This is a genomic window from Caldimonas manganoxidans ATCC BAA-369 (assembly GCF_000381125.1).
Classification (GTDB): Bacteria; Pseudomonadota; Gammaproteobacteria; order Burkholderiales; family Burkholderiaceae_C; genus Caldimonas; species Caldimonas manganoxidans.
In genome coordinates this window covers 71,797-92,346 of the sequence record NZ_KB905940.1, presented here as the reverse complement: position 1 = coordinate 92,346, position 20,550 = coordinate 71,797, and the positions used below count along the sequence as shown (strand labels likewise).

The window sequence follows — 20,550 nt, the reverse complement described above, 5'->3', positions numbered from 1 at the left end:
GCATCGAGCATCGGCTCACCCGGGTGCGTCGGCCTCAAACCAACGGGATGGTGGAGCGCTTCAACGGCCGAATCGCAGAAGTGCTCAAAAGCCACCACTTCGTCAGTGGCGAGGATTTGCAGCGCACCCTGTTGCGCTACGCTTGGCTGTACAACCACCATCTGCCTCAGGCCGCACTCAACGCCCGCACACCCATGCAAGCCATGAAGGACTGGCATCGCACACATCCGCATATGTTTCACAAGCGACCATATGATCGTCCGGGATTCGACATGTAGCAGCGCTCGGCACCTCCAAAGAAGGCATGGCGCATCGGCCGGAAGTCGGCCTCGTAGACCCGGTAGGGCCGGCGTCGTTGGCGCATCGCGTCTTCGGTCAGACCGATCGTGCCCACTGGCGGCAAGGTGAACACAGCCGTGGCCACCATGCTCAAATCGGGAAAGCGGTGCGTGGGGCCAAACAGCGCGTCGGCCAGCGCGCGCCCCTGGGCGATGGCCACGGGGGTGAGGTTGAGGCGGTCGGTCACATCGCCGATGGCATAGACCTCGGTGGCCGAGGTTTGCAGCCGTTCATCGACCGGGACCGCGCCGTTGGCGCGCAGCACGATGCCCAGCGTCTCCAGCCCCAATCCCGCCGTATTGGGCCGTCGGCCCGTTGCATTGAGCACGTAGCGCGCAGCCAGACGGCGACCATCGGCCAGCTCCACCACCCAGCGGCCTGGCTCGCCATGCACGGCCTTCACGCCTTGGCCTGCCAAGCGCTCGATGCCTGCCTGGTCCAAGGCGGTGGCCACGCGTTGCCGCAGGTCTTGGTCGAAGCCGCGTAGCGGCAAGTCCGCCCGATGCACCAGGCGCACCCGCACTCCCAGCCGGGCCAGGATGCTGGCGAACTCCAGCGCGATGTATCCGGCGCCGATCACGGTGGCATCGCTGGGAAGTTCATGCAGATCCAGCAGTTCATCCGACGTGGGGCAGGCGGCAATGCCTGGGATGCTGTCGCGCACCGGGGTGGCCCCGGTGGCAATCAGCAGCCGGCGCGCGCGTAGCGTGCGGGGGCCTACCTGCACTGTGTGGGGGCCCACCACCTGGGCCCGTCCCTCGATGAGGGTCACGCCGGCGTGGGCGAGCCACTGGCGGTACGCCCCTTCCAAGCGATCGATCTCGGCGGCTTTGCGAGCGGCCCAGCGGGCCATCTCGAAGCGGGGGGCCGCCCCGGCCAGGTCCCAGCCGTACTCGGCCGCTTCGCGCAAAGCATCGCCATACTGGGCGGCATACATCAGCAGCTTTTTCGGAACGCAGCCGCGGATCACACAGGTGCCGCCCACGCGAGAGGCCTCCACGATGCCGACTTTGGCGCCATGCGCGGCGGCGCGACGCGAAGCTGCCACGCCGGCCGAGCCGGCACCCAAGGTGAGCAGATCGAAATCGAAGGATTCGGACATGGTGGAGGCCCCCCGGTGACGATGACCTCAGCTTAACGCCCCTGTGGTCAGCGTGTACGCCCTGCGGGACAATGCCGGGCCATGAGCCAGTCTTCTCTGTTCGACCCGGATGCGGCCTCCAAGACCGAGGCGGCGCAGCGTGCCGCATGGTTGCGAGAGCAACTGCATCACCATGCCCATCTGTATTACGTGCTCGATGCCCCCGAGATCCCCGATGCCGAGTACGACCGGATGTTCCAAGAACTCCAGGCCCTGGAGGCCGCGCATCCCGAGTTGCTGACACCCGACTCGCCGACGCAGCGGGTGCTGGGGCGGGCGCTCGAAGCCTTCGAGCCCGTGCGGCATGCCGTGCCCATGTTGTCCATCCGCACCGAGACCGACACCGAGCCCACCGGCGCGGCCAACTTCGATGCCCGTGTACGTCGTGAACTCAAGCTCACCGAGGCCGATCCTCCCCTCGAATACCAGGCCGAGCTGAAATTCGACGGCCTGGCCATCAGCTTGCGCTACGAGCATGGCGTGCTGGTGCGCGCGGCCACCCGGGGCGACGGCGAGGTCGGTGAAGACGTGACACAGAACATCCGCACGATCCGACAAATTCCTTTGCGACTGCGCGGCTCGCCCCCAGAGGTGTTGGAAGTGCGCGGCGAGGTCTATATGCGCCGGGACGACTTCGAGCGCCTCAATGCGCGCCAGCGTGAGCGCGGTGAGAAGACCTTCGTCAACCCGCGCAATGCCGCCGCAGGCGCCGTGCGTCAGCTCGATCCAGCGATTGCCGCGCAGCGGCCGCTGCGCTTTTTTGCCTATGGCTGGGGCGAGGTGCTGGGGTGGCCGCAGCAACCGGATACGCAGTCGGGGGTGCTCGATGCTTTCGTGGATTTTGGGCTGCCGGTGTGCGAGGAACGCAGCGTGGTGTACGGCGCGCAGGGCTTGATCGAGTTCCATCGGCGCATCGCCCTCAAGCGCGACCAACTGCCGTTCGACATCGACGGCGTGGTCTACAAGGTGAACCGCCTGGATCTGCAGCGCCAGCTTGGTTACGTCACACGGGAGCCGCGCTGGGCCGTCGCGCACAAGTACCCCGCGCAGGAACAAATGACCACGGTGCTCGACATCGACATCCAAGTGGGACGCACTGGCAAGCTCACGCCGGTGGCCAAACTCGCACCGGTGTTCGTGGGCGGCGTCACCGTCACCAATGCCACGCTGCACAATGAAGACGAAACCCGCCGCAAGGATGTGCGCGTCGGCGACACGGTGATCGTGCGACGGGCCGGCGACGTGATCCCCGAAGTCGTGGCCGTGGTCAAAGAGCGCCGGCCGCCCGATGTGGGCGAGGCGTTCGATCTGTACCGGCGGCTGGATGGTCGCTGCCCGGTGTGTGGCAGTGCGATCGTCCGCGAGCCGGGCGAGGTGGACTGGCGCTGCAGTGGCGGCTTGTACTGCGCAGCCCAACGCAAGCAAGCGCTGCTGCACTTTGCCCAGCGCCGGGCCATGGACATCGAGGGCCTGGGCGAAAAACTCGTCGATCAACTGGTCGACGGTGGCCTCATCCGTACCTTGCCGGATCTATACGCCTTGGACGTGGACCGGCTCGCCGCGCTGGAGCGCATGGGCGACAAAAGCGCACGCAACCTGGTGCAGGCACTGGAAAAATCCAAGCAGACCACGCTGCCGCGCTTTTTGTTCGCACTGGGCATCCGCCATGTCGGCGAGGCCACGGCCAAAGATCTGGCGCGCCACTTCGGCAGTCTGGAGCGCATCATGGAGGCGCGCGTGGAAGAGCTGCTGGAGGTCAACGACGTCGGCCCCGTGGTGGCTCAGAGCATACACACCTTCTTTCAGCAGCCGCACAATCGCGAGGTGGTCCAGCAGTTGCGTGATGCCGGGGTGCATTGGCCCGAAGTCCAAGGGGCTTCCAGCGAGGCTTGGCGCCCTCTGTTGGGCAAAACCTTGGTACTGACCGGCACCTTGCCCACGATGAGCCGAGACGAGGCCAAGGCGCTGATCGAAGCCGCAGGGGGCAAGGTGGCCGGCTCGGTGAGCAAGAAAACCCACTACGTGGTGGCCGGATCGGAAGCCGGCAGCAAGCTGGCCAAGGCCCAGGAGCTGGGCGTGCCGGTGCTGGACGAAGCGGGCCTGAAGGCCCTGCTGTCCCAAGGAGACGTGTGAGATGGCTGTGCGCGAGATTCTGAAGATGGGCGACCCTCGCTTGTTGCGGGTGGCACGCCCTGTGCGTGAGTTCGACACGCCGCAGTTGCATGCCTTGGTGCAGGATCTTTTCGACACCATGCGTGCGGCCCACGGCGCCGGTTTGGCCGCCCCTCAAATCGGGGTGGACCTGGCGGTGGTGATCTTCGGATTCACCCGCAATGATCGCTACCCCGAGGCGCCGCCAGTGCCCGAGACGGTGCTGATCAATCCGCACATCGAACCGCTGACCGATGAGGAAGAGGAGGGCTGGGAAGGATGCCTGTCCGTGCCCGGCCTGCGCGGTGTGGTGCCGCGCTTTGCCCGCATTCGCTATAGCGGTTTCGATGTGCAGGGGCGACGCATCGAGCGCGAGGCCGAGGGCTTCCACGCCCGGGTGGTGCAGCATGAATGCGATCACCTGATCGGCAAGCTCTACCCCATGCGAGTGCGCGACTTCACCCGCTTCGGCTTCACGTCGGTGCTGTTTCCCGGGCTGGATGCGACCACCGACGACTGACCCCGATCAGCCCACTGGCAGCGCCGATGGCGGCTTGATTTCTTCCAGGCAGATGGTGGAGCGCACATTGTCCACCCCAGGGACTTGCATCAAGCGGTCGGTGAGAAACTGCGACAGCGTGCGCAGATCGGGGGCCACCACTTTGAGCAAGTAATCGTGATCTCCCGAGACCGAGTGACACTCGATGACCTCGGGAAAATCTTGAAACACCTTTTCCAGCTCGCGCACGCGGGTGAACTGTTCGCGGTCGATGGTCAAGCCGACGAACGCCATCACCGTCAGCCCCAGCGCCTGGCGATCGACCTGCGCCGCATAGCCACGGATCACGCCACGTTCCTCGAGCGAGCGCACGCGGCGTAGACACTGCGGCGCCGACAAATGCACCCGCGAGGCCAAATCGACGTTGCTGATGCGGCCGTCGGTCTGTAGCACCTCCAGCACCCTTCGGTCGATGGCGTCCAGGTCGTGGGCAGGAGGGGCTGGCATGGTGTGCGCTGGCATATGAAATATTGTTGCGAGATTTTGTCATTTTCTACAACAAATGGAAATCAAATTTCCTCTTGCCACGCCTAGAGTGAGGCATATCACCAATGATTCCGTGGAGACAGACATGTCCTTGCGTCAAGCCGACCTCACCGCCAGCCCGCGCGAACTCGAAGAGCGTTTCGGTGCACGCAACTACCACCCACTGCCGGTCACCCTGGTGCGTGGGCAGGGGGTCTACCTTTGGGATGACCGCGGGCGGCGTTATCTGGACATGATGTCGGCCTACTCGGCCGTCAGTTTCGGCCACAGCCATCCGGTGCTGGTGCAGGCGCTGACCGAGCAAGCCGCTCGGCTGGCCGTCACCTCCCGCGCTTTCCACACCGATCGCCTCGGCCCCTTCTTGGCCCGCTTGTGCCGCGACACGGGCATGGACCGTGCGTTGCCGATGAACACTGGCGCGGAGGCCGTCGAGACGGCGATCAAGGCCGCGCGCAAATGGGGCTACAAGGTCAAGGGCGTGCCTGAAGGACAGGCCCGTATCCTGGTGGCCGAGGGCAACTTTGCAGGACGCACGACCACGATCGTGGGCTTCTCCAGTGAACCGCAATACCGCGACGGCTTTGGCCCTTTCGCGCCGGGCTTCGCGTCGGTGCCGTATGGCGACATCGCGGCCCTGGAGCGGGCCATCACGCCCAACACCGTGGCCTTTCTGGTCGAACCCATCCAGGGCGAAGCCGGGATCATCGTGCCGCCGCCGGGCTATTTGCGCGCCGCGCGCGAACTGTGCACCCGGCATCGCGTGCTGTTGATCTGTGACGAAGTGCAAACCGGCCTGGGGCGCACCGGGCGTGTGTTGGCCTGCCAGCACGAGGGCGTGGTGCCCGATGGTCTCACACTGGGCAAGGCTCTAGGCGGTGGGTTGTTGCCCGTGTCGGCCTTCTGCGCGCGAGAAGAAGTGATGGGGGTGTTCCGCCCTGGCGACCATGGCAGCACCTTCGGCGGCAATCCGCTGGCCGCGACGGTGGGTCTGGCCGCGTTGGAGCTGCTCGAGCGCGAAGGGCTGTGCGAGCGCGCCGCGCATCTGGGCGAGCGCCTGATGCAAGGACTGCGGACGCTGCGCCATCCGGCCATCCGCGAGGTGCGGGGCAAAGGGTTGCTGGTCGGCGTGGAAATCGACCGGGAATTCGCGCATGCCCGTCTCGTGTGTGAAGCCTTGATGCGCGAAGGCGTGCTGAGCAAGGACACGCACGACACCGTGGTGCGTTTCGCGCCGCCGCTGACGATCACTGCGGCCCAACTGGACGAAGCCGTGGCCGCCTTCGGCCGCGCGCTGGCAGCCACGCAAGCCTTGCGGCTGCAGCCCGATCGCCAAGCCGCTTGAGGGCCCCGCGCCGCTCAATCGCCGAAATCATCCGAGGTCGTGCCTTCGGGCCCGGCGGGCGGCCGTCCCCGTCGCACCATGCGTTGGAAGAACAAGTTGTTGGGCACTTGCAGCTTGGTGCCCTGATCTTCCAGCAGCGTGGTGTAGACGACGTTGATGTCGATCACCACCCCCTTCAGACCGGGCTTGTCGCCGCTTTCCAGGACTTCGATGTGATCGTGCAGACGAAACAGCCGAGTGCTGAAGATCAGAATCGTGCAGAAAATGTTCGACAGCACGCTCCATGCGGCGAAGAACGCCACGGCGGCCACGGCCGCAAAGCCGGTGAAGGCCGACCACAGCACGCTGCCCGAGACCCCCAGTCGCTCCAGGATCAACAGGATGGCTGCGGCATAGACGAGGAAGCCCAGCACACGCCGCGCGCCCATGTGCACTTCGGCAGGCAACTGGTAGTGCGCACAGACCCGCTTGATGGCCAGACGCAGCGCGGCGCGCAGCAGGTAGGCGGCCAACAGGATCAGAAGCACCTGGGTGGCTGGAATGATGATATCCAGCCACTCCAGCATCCAGGCGGGCAGATGTGTCTTCAGCTCAGTCAGCCAGCGCATCGAGCAGATCCGATTCCATCGCGAGTTGCACCTTGGATTGCTGCAAGGCCGGTCCGTCGATCAGGAACGTGTCTTCGACCCGTTCGCCCAGCGTGGTGATCTTGGCCAGCTGCACATTGATGCGGTATTTGGCCAACACCCGGGCGATGGAATACAGCAAACCCGAGCGGTCGCTGGCCGAGACCGTGAGCAACCAGCGCTGAGCACGCTCATCCGGACGCAACGACACGCGCGGCTGCACCGGAAACGACTTGACCCGCCGCGACAGACGCCCTCGGCTGGGTTCGGGCAGCGGTCCGTCGCGGCTGAGGGCTTGCAGCAACTGGCTTTCGACCAGCGAGATCAGGTCGCGGTGGTGCAGGTCGAGGTTGGTGGTGATGACCTGGAAGGTGTCCAACGCGTAGCCGGTGCGTGTGGTGTGGATGCGCGCATCCAGGATGTTGAAACCGGCGCTGTCGAAGTAGCCGCAAATGCGCGCAAACAAATCATCTTGGTCGGGGGCATACACGACCACTTGCAGTCCGTCACCAGCCGCCGAAGGCCGTGCCTTGACCACGGCGTAGCCGGCATCCACGTGGCGCCACAAGGCGCGGGCATGCCACGCGATGTCGGCCGCTTCATGCCGCGCGAAATAGCTCAGCTCCAGGGTCTGCCACAGCGGTTCTTGCACGCCGGGCAGCATCGAATACAGCGCCAGCATTTGCAGCGCTTCTTGCTTGCGTGTTTCGATCTCGGCGGCCAGATTGGGTTGCGCCCCGCCCAGGGCGCGCAAGGTGAGGCGATACAGGTCTTCGAGCAGCTTGCCTTTCCAGCCGTTCCACACCTTCGGGCTGGTGCCACGGATGTCGGCCACGGTCAGCAGGTACAGCGCAGTGAGGCGGCGTTCGGTCTGGACGAGCCGGGCAAATCCGGCCACCACCTCCGGGTCGCTGAGGTCCTCCTTCTGGGCGACACGCGACATCGTCAAGTGGTGCTGCACCAAGAATTCGATGAGGCGCGCATCCTCCTTCGGCACGCCATGATCGCGGCAGAAACGCCGCACCTCGATGGCCCCCAGGTCGGAGTGGTCCCCACCGCGGCCCTTGGCCACGTCGTGGAACAGGGCGGCCACATACAGCACATAAGGCCGGTCGAACTGCGAGGCCAGCTGGGAGCAAAACGGATACTCGTGCGCATGCTCGGGGATGAAGAATCGCCGCACGTTGCGCAACACCATCAGGATGTGCTGATCCACGGTGTAGACGTGGAACAGGTCGTGCTGCATACGACCGACGATGCGCCGAAACACCCAGAGGTAGCGCCCCAGCACCGACGTCTGGTTCATCAGCCGCAGCACATGGGTCTGGCCCAGTGGCTGCTGCAGGATCTGCATGAACGTGGCACGGTTGACCGGGTCGCGGCGGAATTCCGCATCCATCAGCCCACGGGCGTTGTACAGCGCGCGCAAGGTGCGCGCCGACAAGCCCTTGATGCCCGGGGTTTGCTGGTAGACCAGGAAGGTACGCAAGATGGCGTGGCGATCACGCTCATAGAGGTCGTCGCTGGCCACCTCGAGCAGGCCGTCGCGGTCCAGAAACTGCTCGTCGATGGCGCGCATGGGCGTGTGTTGCGAGCCCAGGATGCGCTCTTCGATGTTGAGCATCAGGATCAAATTGAGCTGAGCCACCGCCTTGGCTGCCCAGTAGTAGCGGTGCATCAACGCTTCGGAGGCGCGCCGGGCCTTGGTCGGCTGGTAGCCAAAGCTTTCGGCCACCGCGGTCTGCAAGTCGAAGACCAAGCGATCCTCGCGTCGCCCGGCCACCACGTGCAGCCGGGCGCGAATCAGACGCAGTAACGCCTCGTTGCGCTGCACTTGCTTGAGCTCGAAGGGGGTCATGAGCCCGCGGGCGGCCAGGGCCGACCAAGTCCGGCCCAGACCGGCGGCCTTGGCCACCCACATGATCACTTGCAGATCGCGCAAGCCGCCGGGGCTTTCCTTGCAGTTGGGCTCCAGAGAGTAGGGCGTGTCTTCGTACTTTTGATGGCGCTGCCGCATCTCCAGCGTCTTGGCGCGTAGGAAGGCGCGCGCATCGAGGCGTGCATCGAAGGCCTTGCAAAAGCGTTGGTACAGACGGCGCGAGCCGCACAGCAAGCGCGACTCGAGCAAGGCCGTCTGCACGGTCACGTCGCGCGCGGCCTCGTCCAGGCAGTCTTGGACGCTGCGCACGCTGGAGCCGATCTCCAGGCCAATGTCCCAGCAGGCCGTGATGAAGCCCTCGATGCCGGCCTTTCTGGCGGCGTCGTCCTGGAGGCCCGACTCCGTTTCGTCGGGCAACAGCACCAGCACGTCCACGTCGGAGTAGGGGTAGAGCTCGCCGCGCCCGTACCCCCCCACGGCGACCAAGGCCGCCCCAGCGGGGAGATCGGCCTGCTTCCACAGGCCGACCAAGGCCTGATCCACATGGCGGCAGAGATCGCGTACCAACCGAGTGGCCGCCGCGGCAGTGGGGCGAGCCTCCCGAAATGCCTGCAACAAGGCTTGCTTGCCTTGCCGGAACTGCGCGCGCAGCTGTGCCAGTCGGGCCGCACTATCCTGGACCGGCGTGGCCTGCGCCGCGGTGCTTCCAACGGCCATGCGGGCTCTCCGTCTCAGGTGGTCGTTCGGATGAAATCGGGCAGCGGCGGGTAGCCGGCCGACAGTGTGAGGATCTCGTAGCCGGTCTCCGTGACCGCCACCGTGTGCTCCCATTGGGCCGATAGCGAGCGATCGCGCGTCACGATGGTCCAGCCGTCGGGCATCTCGCGGATCTCGCGTCGCCCGGCGTTGACCATGGGCTCGATCGTGAAGACCATGCCCGGCACGAGTTCTTCCAGCGTACCGGGGCGGCCGTAATGCAGCACCTGGGGCTCTTCATGGAACTTGCGACCGATGCCATGGCCACAGAACTCGCGCACCACCGAATAGCCCGCGTTCTCGACGAAGGTTTGGATCGCATGGCCGATGTCGCCCAGCCGGGCCCCCGGTTTGACCTTGGCGATGCCACGCCACATGGCTTCATAAGTGATCTGGCACAGGCGCCGCGCGGCGATCGATCCCTCGCCCACGATGAACATGCGGCTGGTGTCGCCATGCCAGCCATCTTTGATGACGGTCACATCGATGTTGAGGATGTCCCCGTTCTTCAACGGCCGGTCGTTCGGAATGCCGTGACAGACCTGATGATTCACCGAGGTGCAGATCGCCGCCGGGAAGGGTGGATAGCCGGGGGGCTGATAGCCCACCGTCGCCGAAGTCGCTCCCTGGACGTTCTCGATGTAGTCCAGCGCGAGTTTGTCCAGATGGGCCGTGGTGACGCCGGGCTTGACATACGGCGTGAGGTAGTCCAACACCTCCGAGGCCAGGCGGCCGGCCACACGCATGCCTTCGAGATCTTCGGGCGTCTTGATGGTGATGCTCATGCCTGGATTATCTCAGGCCACGGCTGTGAACCCATCACCCCGGTAAAATCCCGCTTTTACGTCCGGTTTCCTTCGCCGCATGCAAGGCCGGGAAATGCCAGGCCGGGCGGCCGCTCCACTGCGCACGAGTTCCCCACGTGATTGCTTCAGCCAAACACCTCCTGCACTTCGAGGGCGGCAATGCCCTGTCTGCCTTTCGGGCCCAAGCGCTGCTGCCGCGCCTGCAGGCCATCGCTCCACAAATCGTGGGCCTGAGCGCCCGCCATGTGCACTGGGTATGGTGTGACGGCCCGTTGACGCCGCAGGCGCAACACAAGCTGGCGGCCTTGCTCGATTACGGCGAGCCCTACACCGCTGCCGACGATGGTGCGCTCGTGGTGGTGATGCCCCGCTTGGGCACGGTGTCGCCCTGGGCTTCCAAAGCCACGGACATCGCCCACAACTGTGGCCTGGCGGTCAAACGCATCGAGCGCGTGACGGAGTATCGCCTGCAGCTCAAAGGCGGGCTGTTGCGGGGGGCAAAGCCGCTGGAGGACGCCACCTTGCAGGCCTTGGCCGCCGAACTGCACGACCGCATGACCGAAAGCGTGGCCTTCGAGCGCGAGGCCTGCGTCCATCTGTTCGACCCGCAGCCTGGCAAGCCCATGGAGTGTGTGGATGTGCTGGGCCAGGGACGCGCCGCGCTGGAAGCCGCCAACCGGGATTTCGGCCTGGCCTTGTCGGAGGACGAGATCGACTACCTGGTCGATGCCTTCGGCCGTCTGCAGCGCAACCCGAGCGACGTCGAGCTGATGATGTTCGCCCAGGCCAACAGCGAGCACTGCCGCCACAAGATCTTCAATGCGAACTTCACGATCGACGGCGAGCCCCAGGAGCGCTCGATGTTCGCGATGATTCGCAACACCCACCAGCGCGCGCCTCAGCACACCGTGGTGGCCTATGCCGACAATGCCGCCGTGATGGAAGGCGGCCCGGTGCGGGCTTGGCGGCCGCAGGGCTATACCAACGCCCCGCGCTATGCTGCCCACGACGAAGTGGCCCATGTGCTGATGAAGGTGGAAACGCACAACCATCCCACGGCCATTTCGCCGTTTCCGGGCGCCGCTACCGGCGCTGGCGGAGAAATCCGCGACGAAGGGGCCACTGGCCGAGGGGCCCAGCCCAAGGCAGGGCTGACGGGATTTTCCGTGTCCAATTTGCACTTGCCCGGCACGGACGAGCCCTGGGAACGCGAGCCCTACGGCAAGCCGGCCCACATCGCCAGCGCCCTACAGATCATGATCGACGGTCCGCTGGGCGGTGCGGCCTTCAACAACGAGTTCGGGCGTCCCAACCTGGGGGGCTACTTCCGCGTCTATGAGCAAGAGGTCGATGGCGTGCGCCGCGGCTATCACAAACCCATCATGATTGCCGGGGGGCTCGGACGCATCCGCGAAGGTCTGACGCACAAACTGCCGTTTGGCGAAGGCACGCTGCTGATCCAGCTGGGCGGCCCGGGCATGCGGATCGGCATGGGCGGGGGAGCGGCCAGCTCGATGGCCGCCGGAGTGAATGCGGCCGAACTCGACTTCGACTCGGTGCAGCGCGGCAACCCCGAGATCCAACGCCGCGCGCAGGAGGTCATCAACCACTGCCTCGGTCTGGGCGAGAAGAACCCCATCCTGGCCATCCACGACGTGGGCGCCGGCGGGCTGTCCAACGCGTTTCCCGAACTGGTGGACGGCGCCGGCTTGGGGGCCACCTTCGATCTGCGCAAGGTGCCGCTGGAGGAAAGCGGTCTGGCTCCGAAGGAAATCTGGTGCAACGAGAGCCAGGAGCGCTATGTCTTGGCGGTGGATCCGGCGGGCCTGCCCTTGTTCGAGGCGATGTGCGCGCGGGAGCGCTGCCCGTTTGCCGTCGTGGGCGTGGCCACCAGTGACAAAACCTTGGTGCTCGAGGACGGACCTGGCGGTCAACGGGCCATCGACATGCCCATGGAGGTGCTGCTGGGCAAGCCGCCACGCATGCATCGTGACGTGCAGCGCGTGGTGCGGCGCTCGTCCCCCCTGGATCTCACCGGTGTGAGCCTGCGGCAAGCGGCTTTCGACGTGCTGCGCCATCCCACCGTGGCCAGCAAGCGCTTCCTGATCACCATCGGCGACCGCACGGTCGGGGGGCTCAGCCATCGCGACCAAATGGTGGGCCCCTGGCAGGTGCCAGTGGCCGACTGCGCGGTCACCTTGGCCGACTACACGGGTTTTCGCGGCGAGGCCATGAGCATGGGTGAGCGCACCCCGCTGGCCGCGGTGGATGCTCCCGCCTCGGGGCGCATGGCCGTGGCCGAGGCGATCACCAACCTGTTGGCCGCCCCGATCGAGTTGGCGCGAGTCAAGCTGTCATGCAATTGGATGGCTGCTTGTGGCGAACCTGGCGAAGACGCCGCTTTGTACGACACCGTCAAGGCCGTGGGCATGGAGCTGTGCCCGGCCCTGGGGATCAGCGTGCCGGTGGGCAAGGATTCGCTGTCGATGCGCACACGCTGGCGCGACGGCGAGGTGGACAAACAAGTCACCGCACCGGTGTCACTGATCGTGTCGGCCTTCGTCACGCTCGATGACGTGCGCGGCACCCTCACGCCCCAGTTGAAAGACGGCGACACGACCTTGCTGCTGGTCGATCTGGGGCAAGGCCGCCAGCGGCTGGGCGGCTCCATCCTCGCGCAGACCTTGGGGGCGTTCGGTGGCGAGGTGCCCGACTTGAACGATCCGGCCCTGCTCAAATCCTTGGTGGCGGCCGTCAACGAGCTGCGCGCCCTGGGTTGGCTGCTGGCTTACCATGACCGCAGCGACGGGGGGCTGTGGGCCACCGTGTGCGAAATGGCGTTCGCCGGCCGCCGCGGGGTGAGCCTGAACGTGGATCTGTTGGTGACCGAAAGCGACGGCATCGCCGACAGCCGGGCCGAGTATGGCGATTCCAAGAATTGGACCCAGCAGGTCAGCGAACGCCGCAACGAGCTGACGCTGCGCGCGCTTTTCAACGAAGAACTCGGCGTGGTGCTGCAGGTGCCCACGGCACGGCGCGACGATGCCATGGCCGTGTTGCGTCGCCATGGCCTGTCACGCCACAGCCATGTCATCGGCAAGCCCAATGACCGCGGCACCGTGGAGGTCTGGCGCGATGCCAAGGCCGTGTTTTCCGCCGGGCTGCGAGAGCTGCACCAAGTGTGGGACGAGGTGAGCTGGCGCATCGCGATGTTGCGCGACAACCCGGCTTGCGCGCAGGCCGAGCACGATGCAGTGGGCGATCCGGCCGATGCCGGGCTGCAGGTCAAGCCGAGCTTCGATCCGTCCGAGGACGTGGCCGCCCCCTTCCTGAACCTCACGCGGCCCAAAGTGGCCATCTTGCGCGAGCAGGGTGTCAACTCGCATGTCGAGATGAGCTATGCCATGGACCAGGCGGGCTTCGACACCTACGACGTGCACATGAGCGATTTGCAAGCCGGCCGCGCTCGACTGGACCAGTTCCAGGGGCTGGTGGCCTGCGGCGGCTTCAGCTATGGCGACACCCTGGGCGCCGGCGAGGGCTGGGCCCGCTCGATTCTCTTCAACCCGCAGCTGGCCGAGCAGTTCGCAGCCTTCTTCCAACGATCCGACAGTTTTGCTTTGGGCGTGTGCAACGGCTGCCAAATGATGGCGGCTCTGTCGTCGATCATCCCAGGCACGGCGGCCTGGCCACGCTTCACGCGCAATCGTAGCGAGCAGTTCGAGGCGCGTCTGAGCCAAGTCGAGGTGCTGGACAGCCCGTCGATTTTCTTTACCGGCATGGCCGGCAGCCTCTTGCCCATCGCCGTGGCCCACGGGGAAGGCTTTGCCGATTTCTCCCGCCGCGGCGACGCCAAGGCCGTGCACGTCGCGATGCGTTTCGTCGACAGCCAGGGCCGACCTACGGAGGCTTATCCGGCCAATCCCAATGGGAGCCCCGGCGGGTTGACCGCGGTGACCACCGCCGACGGGCGCTTTACCGTGATGATGCCGCACCCGGAGCGGGTGTTCCGCAACATCCAGATGAGCTGGACCTCGGGCGACCCGGCGGCGTTCAGCCCCTGGATGCGCATGTTCCGCAACGCACGTCGATGGGTGGGCTGAGGTTCGAGCGACTGGATGTCCTGCGGGCCGTGGCCATCCTCTGGATGGCGGCCTATCACTTTTGCTACGACCTCAACCTCTTCGGCTTCATTCACGAGAATTTTTACAAGGACCCGTTTTGGACCACCCAGCGCACGGCCATCGTGTCGCTGTTCCTGTTCTGCGCCGGTGTGGGGCAGGCCGTGGCCTGCCGGCAAGAGCAGGGCTGGCCGCGCTTTTGGCGACGTTGGGCTCAAGTGGCCGGCTGTGCCGTGCTGGTGAGCATCGGTTCGTACCTGATGTTCCCCCGTAGTTTCATCTACTTCGGTGTGTTGCACGGCATTGCGGTGATGCTCGTCATCGTCCGCTGCACAGCAGGCTGGGGACGATGGCTGTGGCTGCTGGGCGGGGTGGCCATCGTGTTGCCGCAGCTCGTGCAGCACCCGTTTTTCGATGCACGTTGGATGAATTGGGTGGGCCTCGTCACCCGCAAGCCGATCACCGAAGACTATGTCCCCGTGCTGCCTTGGCTGGGCGTGATGTGGTGGGGGATGGCGATGGGGCAATGGGTGTTTGCGCATCGGCCCGCTTGGCTGGCCGGCAGCACACCGCAGGCCCTGAAGCCTTTGGCCTGGCTCGGACGGTGGAGCCTGAGCTTTTACATGCTGCACCAGCCGCTGTTCATCGGTGCGCTGGCGGCCGTCGCGTGGCTGTGGCGCTGAGCCAAGGAAACAGGGCGCCCTGTCAGGCGCCCTGTGTGTCGCTGTGACGCTGGTTCACTGCTCGAACTTGTAGTCCGTGCGGGCGGCCTTGCGCAGACTGTCGCGGAACTCGATCATTTTTTGCTGCTGCAAGCGCTGCTGGATCTGCGGCTTGACCTCCTCCAGCGGTGGGAACTGGACGTCTCGCACATCCTCCAGCTTGATGACGTGGTAGCCGAACTGCGACTTCACTGGCGCGTCGGTGACTTGGCCCTTGCTCAGCTTGACCATGGCTTGCGAGAACTCGGGCACATAGACGTTGGCCTCGGCCCAGTCGAGATCACCGCCGTTGACCGCCGAACCGGTATCTTTGGAATTTTTCTTGGCCAAGTCCTCGAAGCTTGCGCCCCCTTTGATCTGGGCGATCAGCCGTTTGGCGTCTTCTTCCTTGTCCACCAGGATATGCCGAGCACGGTATTCCTTTTCCTGGCCGGCTTGCGCTTTGAACTTGTCGTACTCGGCCTTGATTTCCGCATCCGTGACCGGGTTTTTCTTCTCGAAGTCTTGGAACAGCGCTTGGATCAACACGTTCTGGCGCACCAGCTCCATTTGGCGACGGTACTCGGGCGTGGCGGCCAAACCGCGGCGTTCGGCTTCTTGCGTGAAGATCTCATTGAGCACGACTTGGTCGCTGACCAGGCGTTCGAAGTTCGGGGGCAGGGTGCGGCCCGACGCATCGGCCTGGCGCTTGATTTGCTCGAGCAGCGCATCGACACGCGACTTCGGTACGGCCTTGCCGTTGACGATGGCCACGTTTTGGGCCGTCGCCTCGGCCGGCAGCAGCGCCGCGCCCAGAGCCAGGCTCAGCACACCGATGGCGAAAACAGACTTCTTCATGCAGGAAACCTCGTGTTGGGAAGAAATGGGCGGACCACAGCCAAGTTCAGCACGTGGCCCAAGCGGCATCATCACCGTCGGGAACCGACCTTAGACCTCGCCAGGGGCATGGGTTTGAAGCGCCAATGCGTGTATGCCCTGAGGGATCAACGGGGCGAGGGCATCATACACGAGGCGATGCCGAGCCACACGTGACAAACCGTGAAATCGCGCGCTCACGATGCGCACGCTGAAATGCCGGCCTTGGCTGGCGCCGGCATGACCCGCATGGAGATGGCTGTCATCTTGGACCGACAGGCTCAGCGGCTCCAGGGTTTCGCGCAGGCGGTTCTCGATGTGTTGAGCACTGACAGGCATCTCAAGAGGCTTCTTCGTTTTTGAGGTAGCGGCTGAGGTAGATCGCTTGCACGATCAAAAACAACAGCATCAGACCCAGCGCGCCAAACACCTTGAAATTCACCCAGACCGACGTGGGAAAACTATAGGCCACGTACACGTTGAGCAAGCCCATGAGGCCGAAGAAGGCAATCCAGGCGAAGTTCAAGCGCTGCCACACCGAGGCGGGCAGTTCGATCTGGCCACCCATGAGCGCACGCAATAAATTGTGACGAAAGAGAGTGTGGCTGACCCACAAGCTGGCCCCCATGAACCAATAGAGCACGCTGGGTTTCCACTTGATGAAGGTGTCGTTGTGGAACCACAAGGTGGCCCCACCCAATACCAACACAAGCACCAGGCTGACCCACAGCATCGCATCGACACGCCGCCCTTGCGCCAGCATGAGGCCGATCTGCAGCGCCGAGGTCGCCATGACGACGGCCGTGGCCAGCAACACGGGGGCGGTTTGCGCCTCCACCGCCGTTCCCGCGCCCAGCGAGCCGAACCAGGCCGTGGCCAGGTCGACAGCCCGCTCGGGCTGCGATTGCGCCAGCTTGTAGCTGCCGAAAAACAGAATGAGCGGCAAAAAGTCGAGCAACAGTTTCATGGGGCGGTCGCCACCGAGGGCTCAGCCTCGACGAGGCAGAAAATCCAAGGCGGCGGAGTTGATGCAGTAGCGCTCGCCCGTGGGGGGTGGGCCGTCGTCGAACACATGGCCCAGATGGGCGCCGCAGCGCCGGCAGCGCACCTCCACACGCACCATGCCGTGGCTGTAGTCCATCACCCGCTCGATGCGTCCATCCTCGATGGCCTGGTAGTAGCTCGGCCAGCCGCAGCCGGCATCGAACTTGGTGCTGGAATCGAACAGCTCGGCTTGACAACAGATGCAGCGATACACGCCGTCGGCATCGTGCCGCCAATAGCGGCCAGTAAACGGCGGCTCGGTAGCGGCATGGCGGGTCACGCGGTAGGCCAGAGGGTCGAGCTGGGCCCGCCACTGCTCATCGGACTTGTGGATTTCGTAGTCGCTCATGATGAACAAGACACCTCGATGCTTTGCGCCCATTCGGGAGGCAAGGCCGCATATGCCTCATGCTCGGGCTGCTCGTCATAGGGACGCTGCAGCACGCGCAACAGGCGCCGCACCTCGTCATCGTCTCCGGCCTGGGCCTTGCGAATGGCGATCTCGGCCAGATGATTGCGCAAAATGTACTTCGGATTGACCCGGTCCATCGCTGCGCGCCGCTCAGCGTCATGGCTGGATTCACGCAACAGCCGCTGCCGGTAGCGGCTGGCCCAGGCCTCGAAGGCCTGGCGGTCGATGAAGAGTTCGCGCACCGGCCCGGCCCCGTCCGTGGCGTCCACTGAAAACCGTCCCAGCCGGCGCCAGGCCAGGGTATGGTCCACCCGGTCGCGGGCCAGCAGGCTCAGCCAGTCGTCGATGAGCTCGGCATCGCCTTCTTCCTGTGAGCGCAGGCCGAGCTTGGCGCGCATCAGCCGCATCCAGGCCTGCGGATACACACTGCGAAAAGTCTCCAAGGCCGCCAGGGCCAGATCGGTGTCTTCGATCAGCGGCATCAAGGCTTGCGCCAGCGCATGCAGATTCCATAGCGCGATTTGCGGCTGACGGTGATAGCTATAGCGGCCGTGGGTGTCCGAATGATTACAAATGTGGGCGGGGTCGTAGGCATCCAGGAAGCCGAAGGGGCCGTAATCGATCGTCAGGCCCAGGATCGACATGTTGTCCGTGTTGAGCACGCCGTGACAAAAGCCCACCGCCTGCCACTGGGCCACCAGCTCGGCCGTGCGGCGTACCACCGTCTCGAGCAAGGCGGCATAGGGGTGCGGCTGGTCTCGGCATTCGGGCAGGTGGTGGTCGATCACGAAATCGGCCAGGCGGCGCAGCGCCTGAGGCTGGCCGTGATGACAGAAGTGCTCGAAATGGCCAAATCGTACGAAGCTCGGGGCCAAGCGGGTGACGATCGCTGCGGTCTCCACGGTTTCGCGCAGCACGGGCAGCGGTGAGGCCACCAGGCACAGCGCCCGCGTGGTGGGCAGCCCCAGCGCGTGCATGGCTTCCGAACACAAAAACTCTCGTATCGACGAGCGCAACACCGCGCGGCCATCACCCATGCGAGAGTAGGGGGTTTTGCCGCTGCCTTTGAGCTGGACTTCCATGCCGCCATGGGGTGTGAGCACCTCGCCCAGCCACACGGCGCGCCCATCGCCGAGCTGGCCGGCCCACACGCCGAATTGATGGCCGCTATAGACCGTGGCCAAGGCGTCCATGCCGGGCCACAGCGCATGGCCGCTGAAGACGGCCAGCGCCTCGGTGCTGGCCCACCAGTCCGTCGGCCAGCCCAAAGCCTGCGCTGCGGCGTCGCTGGTGGCCACCCAACGAGGCTCGGGCAGCCCTTGGGGCCGCACACGGGTGTAAAAGACCTCGTCCAAGGTGGCGTAGCGGTTGATCCAGCGCAGGCCGGCGGGCAGGCCCGACTCATGAGGAACGTCCATGCCGGCAGTGTAACCAGCCGCTCAAGGCGGGGTTGGCCCCAGGGCCATGCGCCGCTGTCGTGATGGCGACGGTTTCTCAGGGAAAACCGCAGGCACCGCAGTGCAGCACGATTCCTATCATCGAAATCGAACGACCGTTTCAACCTGGTTGCACGATCACCACCGAGCAAGGAGTTTCCGATGTCGCGCCTGATGGGCCAGATGATGCAGATGCCCTTGATGATCTCGTCGCTGTTGACGCATGCCGCGCGTCACAGCGCCGACACCGAGATCGTCTCCAAGCGGGTGGAAGGAGACATACACCGCTACACCTACCGCGATGCAGAACTGCGCGCGCGCAAGCTGGCTCAGGCCCTGGCGCGGCTGGGCTGCGAGATGGGCGACCGCATCGGCACACTCGCCTGGAATGGGTACCGTCACTTCGAGATCTATTACGGCACGTCCGGCTCCGGGCTGGTGTGTCACACCATCAATCCCAGGCTCTTTCCCGAGCAGATCGCTTGGATCATCAATGATGCGGAAGACCGCGTCCTGTGTTTCGACCTGAACTTCCTGCCACTGGTCGAGAAGCTGGCGCCGACGCTGCGGACGGTCCAGCATTTCGTGCTGATGAGCGATCCCGCGCACATGCCGGCGCAGACGAGCCTGTCAGGGCTGCTGTGTTACGAAGAGCTGGTCGAAGCCGAAGATGGTCAATACACCTGGCCGCAGTTCGATGAGAACACGGCCTCGAGCATCTGTTACACGTCCGGCACGACCGGCCATCCCAAAGGGGCGGTCTACAGCCACCGCTCCACCGTGCTGCATGCGTATGCCTCGGCCTTGCCCGATGCCATGGGCTGCTCGGCCCAAGACGTGATCTTGCCGGTGGTGCCGATGTTCCATGTCAACGCCTGGGGCTTGCCGTATTCGGCGGCGCTCGTGGGCGCCAAGCTCGTCCTGCCAGGGCCGCATTTGGACGGCAAGTCGCTGTACGAATTGTTCGAGACCGAAAAAGTCACCTTCAGCGCCGGTGTGCCCACGGTCTGGCTGGGGTTGATCAACCATGCCAAGCAACACAATCTGAAGTTCAGCACGTTCAAACGCACCGTGATCGGCGGTTCGGCCTGCCCGCCGTCGATGCTGCGCACGCTCGAAGACGACTTTGGCGTCAACGTCATCCATGCCTGGGGCATGACGGAATTGTCTCCGCTGGGCACCTTGTCCAAGCTCAAGGCCAAGCATTTGGATTTGCCGCTCGAAGCCCAGCGACGCATCCTGGAAAAGCAGGGCAAGGTGATTTATGGGATCGACATGCAGATCATCGGAGACGACGGTCAACCGCTGCCCTGGGACGGCAAGTCCTCGGGCAATCTGGTGGTGCGAGGGCCCTGGGTCATTCAAAGCTATTTCCGCCGCGATGAATCCCCCTTGCAAGATGGTTGGTTTCCCACCGGCGACGTGGCCACGATCGACCCTGATGGCTACATGCAAATCACCGACCGATCCAAGGACGTGATCAAGTCCGGCGGGGAATGGATCAGCTCGATCGAGTTGGAAAACATCGCCATGGCCCACCCCGCGGTTCATGAAGCCGCCGCCATTGCTTGCAAGCATCCGAAATGGGATGAACGCCCGCTGCTGGTGGTGGTTCGCAAGCCCGGAGCCTCGCTCACGCGCGAGGAGATGCTGGCCTTTTACGAAGGCAAGATCGCCAAATGGCAGATCCCCGATGACGTGGTGTTCGTCGATGAAATCCCACACACGGCCACCGGCAAGATCCAAAAGCTCAAGCTGCGTGAGCAGTTTGCCAACCATGTCTTGCCGACTTGATCCATGCCCCGAAAGGCGTCGTCTGTCGCCAGTGAGACAGTCGCTACGGGCATTCCCTGTACGAGTCTGAAACGAAGTTCT

At 64.7% G+C, this 20,550-nt stretch carries 17 protein-coding genes; 7 read left to right on the top strand and 10 right to left on the bottom strand.

All coding sequences use genetic code 11. The annotated features are described in order from the left end of the window. Positions 1-278: integrase core domain-containing protein (locus F615_RS0108695; protein WP_019560794.1), on the top strand; the 278-nt coding region annotated here is incomplete at its 5' end. Here the strand turns inward: F615_RS0108695 and F615_RS0108690 are convergent. Continuing rightward, positions 239-1,441 (bottom strand): FAD-dependent oxidoreductase, encoded by a 1,203-nt coding sequence (locus F615_RS0108690; RefSeq protein WP_019560793.1) that lies wholly within the window; start codon positions 1,439-1,441, stop codon positions 239-241. The two genes, F615_RS0108695 and F615_RS0108690, sit on opposite strands and share 40 nt — an antisense overlap. An 81-nt stretch (positions 1,442-1,522) precedes the next feature. Here F615_RS0108690 and ligA point away from each other — a divergent pair, with 81 nt between their 5' ends. Both ligA and def read left to right on the top strand, forming a co-directional pair. Continuing rightward, entirely contained in the window at positions 1,523-3,613 is a 2,091-nt protein-coding gene (gene ligA, locus F615_RS0108685; RefSeq protein WP_019560792.1) for an NAD-dependent DNA ligase LigA, read from the top strand. 1 nt (position 3,614) lies between these two features. Continuing rightward, on the top strand, positions 3,615-4,151 hold the full coding sequence (gene def, locus F615_RS0108680) for a peptide deformylase (protein WP_019560791.1): 537 nt from the start codon (positions 3,615-3,617) through the stop codon (positions 4,149-4,151). 6 nt (positions 4,152-4,157) lie between these two features. Here def and F615_RS0108675 read toward each other — a convergent pair whose 3' ends face one another. After that, positions 4,158-4,652, bottom strand: a complete 495-nt coding sequence (locus F615_RS0108675) for an Lrp/AsnC family transcriptional regulator (protein ID WP_019560790.1) — start codon at positions 4,650-4,652, stop codon at positions 4,158-4,160. Between the two features lie 109 nt (positions 4,653-4,761). Between F615_RS0108675 and rocD the strand changes: the two genes are divergently transcribed. After that, entirely contained in the window at positions 4,762-6,018 is a 1,257-nt protein-coding gene (rocD, locus tag F615_RS0108670) for an ornithine--oxo-acid transaminase (protein ID WP_019560789.1), read from the top strand. Between the two features lie 14 nt (positions 6,019-6,032). Here the strand turns inward: rocD and F615_RS0108665 are convergent, their stop codons facing one another. Genes F615_RS0108665 through map form a run of 3 tightly spaced genes read right to left on the bottom strand, consistent with a single transcriptional unit; the run spans position 6,033 to position 10,064 of the window. Then, positions 6,033-6,626, bottom strand: coding sequence for a mechanosensitive ion channel family protein (locus F615_RS0108665; RefSeq protein ID WP_019560788.1), 594 nt, complete (start codon positions 6,624-6,626; stop codon positions 6,033-6,035). Continuing rightward, positions 6,610-9,240, bottom strand: a complete 2,631-nt coding sequence (locus tag F615_RS0108660; RefSeq protein WP_019560787.1) for a [protein-PII] uridylyltransferase — start codon at positions 9,238-9,240, stop codon at positions 6,610-6,612. The genes F615_RS0108665 and F615_RS0108660 overlap by 17 nt, the downstream gene beginning before the upstream one ends. 14 nt (positions 9,241-9,254) lie before the next feature. Next, positions 9,255-10,064, bottom strand: coding sequence for a type I methionyl aminopeptidase (gene map, locus F615_RS0108655; protein ID WP_019560786.1), 810 nt, complete (start codon positions 10,062-10,064; stop codon positions 9,255-9,257). A gap of 137 nt (positions 10,065-10,201) precedes the next feature. On the opposite strand from map, the gene purL reads away from it, so the two are divergent. Both purL and F615_RS0108645 read left to right on the top strand, forming a co-directional pair. Beyond that, positions 10,202-14,188: a phosphoribosylformylglycinamidine synthase gene (gene purL / locus F615_RS0108650; RefSeq protein WP_019560785.1), complete on the top strand. Its 3,987-nt coding sequence runs from the start codon at positions 10,202-10,204 to the stop codon at positions 14,186-14,188. Beyond that, positions 14,176-14,889: an acetyltransferase domain-containing protein gene (locus tag F615_RS0108645; RefSeq protein ID WP_019560784.1), complete on the top strand. Its 714-nt coding sequence runs from the start codon at positions 14,176-14,178 to the stop codon at positions 14,887-14,889. Before purL ends, F615_RS0108645 begins: the two co-directional genes overlap by 13 nt. A gap of 54 nt (positions 14,890-14,943) precedes the next feature. On the opposite strand, the gene F615_RS0108640 is transcribed toward F615_RS0108645, so the two are convergent. The 5 genes from F615_RS0108640 to F615_RS0108620 form a co-directional block, all read right to left on the bottom strand. Next, positions 14,944-15,765, bottom strand: coding sequence for a peptidylprolyl isomerase (locus F615_RS0108640; RefSeq protein ID WP_019560783.1), 822 nt, complete (start codon positions 15,763-15,765; stop codon positions 14,944-14,946). A gap of 90 nt (positions 15,766-15,855) precedes the next feature. Beyond that, positions 15,856-16,122, bottom strand: coding sequence for a BolA family protein (locus tag F615_RS0108635; protein WP_019560782.1), 267 nt, complete (start codon positions 16,120-16,122; stop codon positions 15,856-15,858). Between the two features lies 1 nt (position 16,123). Beyond that, entirely contained in the window at positions 16,124-16,750 is a 627-nt protein-coding gene (locus F615_RS0108630; RefSeq protein ID WP_019560781.1) for a septation protein A, read from the bottom strand. A gap of 21 nt (positions 16,751-16,771) precedes the next feature. Then, positions 16,772-17,176: a peptide-methionine (R)-S-oxide reductase MsrB gene (msrB, locus tag F615_RS0108625; protein WP_019560780.1), complete on the bottom strand. Its 405-nt coding sequence runs from the start codon at positions 17,174-17,176 to the stop codon at positions 16,772-16,774. Continuing rightward, complete coding sequence (locus tag F615_RS0108620) at positions 17,173-18,657, bottom strand: protein adenylyltransferase SelO (RefSeq protein ID WP_019560779.1); 1,485 nt, start codon at positions 18,655-18,657, stop codon at positions 17,173-17,175. Before F615_RS0108620 ends, msrB begins: the two co-directional genes overlap by 4 nt. Positions 18,658-18,837: 180 nt before the next feature. Here F615_RS0108620 and F615_RS0108615 point away from each other — a divergent pair, with 180 nt between their 5' ends. Beyond that, on the top strand, positions 18,838-20,469 hold the full coding sequence (locus tag F615_RS0108615; protein ID WP_019560778.1) for a 3-(methylthio)propionyl-CoA ligase: 1,632 nt from the start codon (positions 18,838-18,840) through the stop codon (positions 20,467-20,469). Positions 20,470-20,550: the final 81 nt, after the last annotated feature.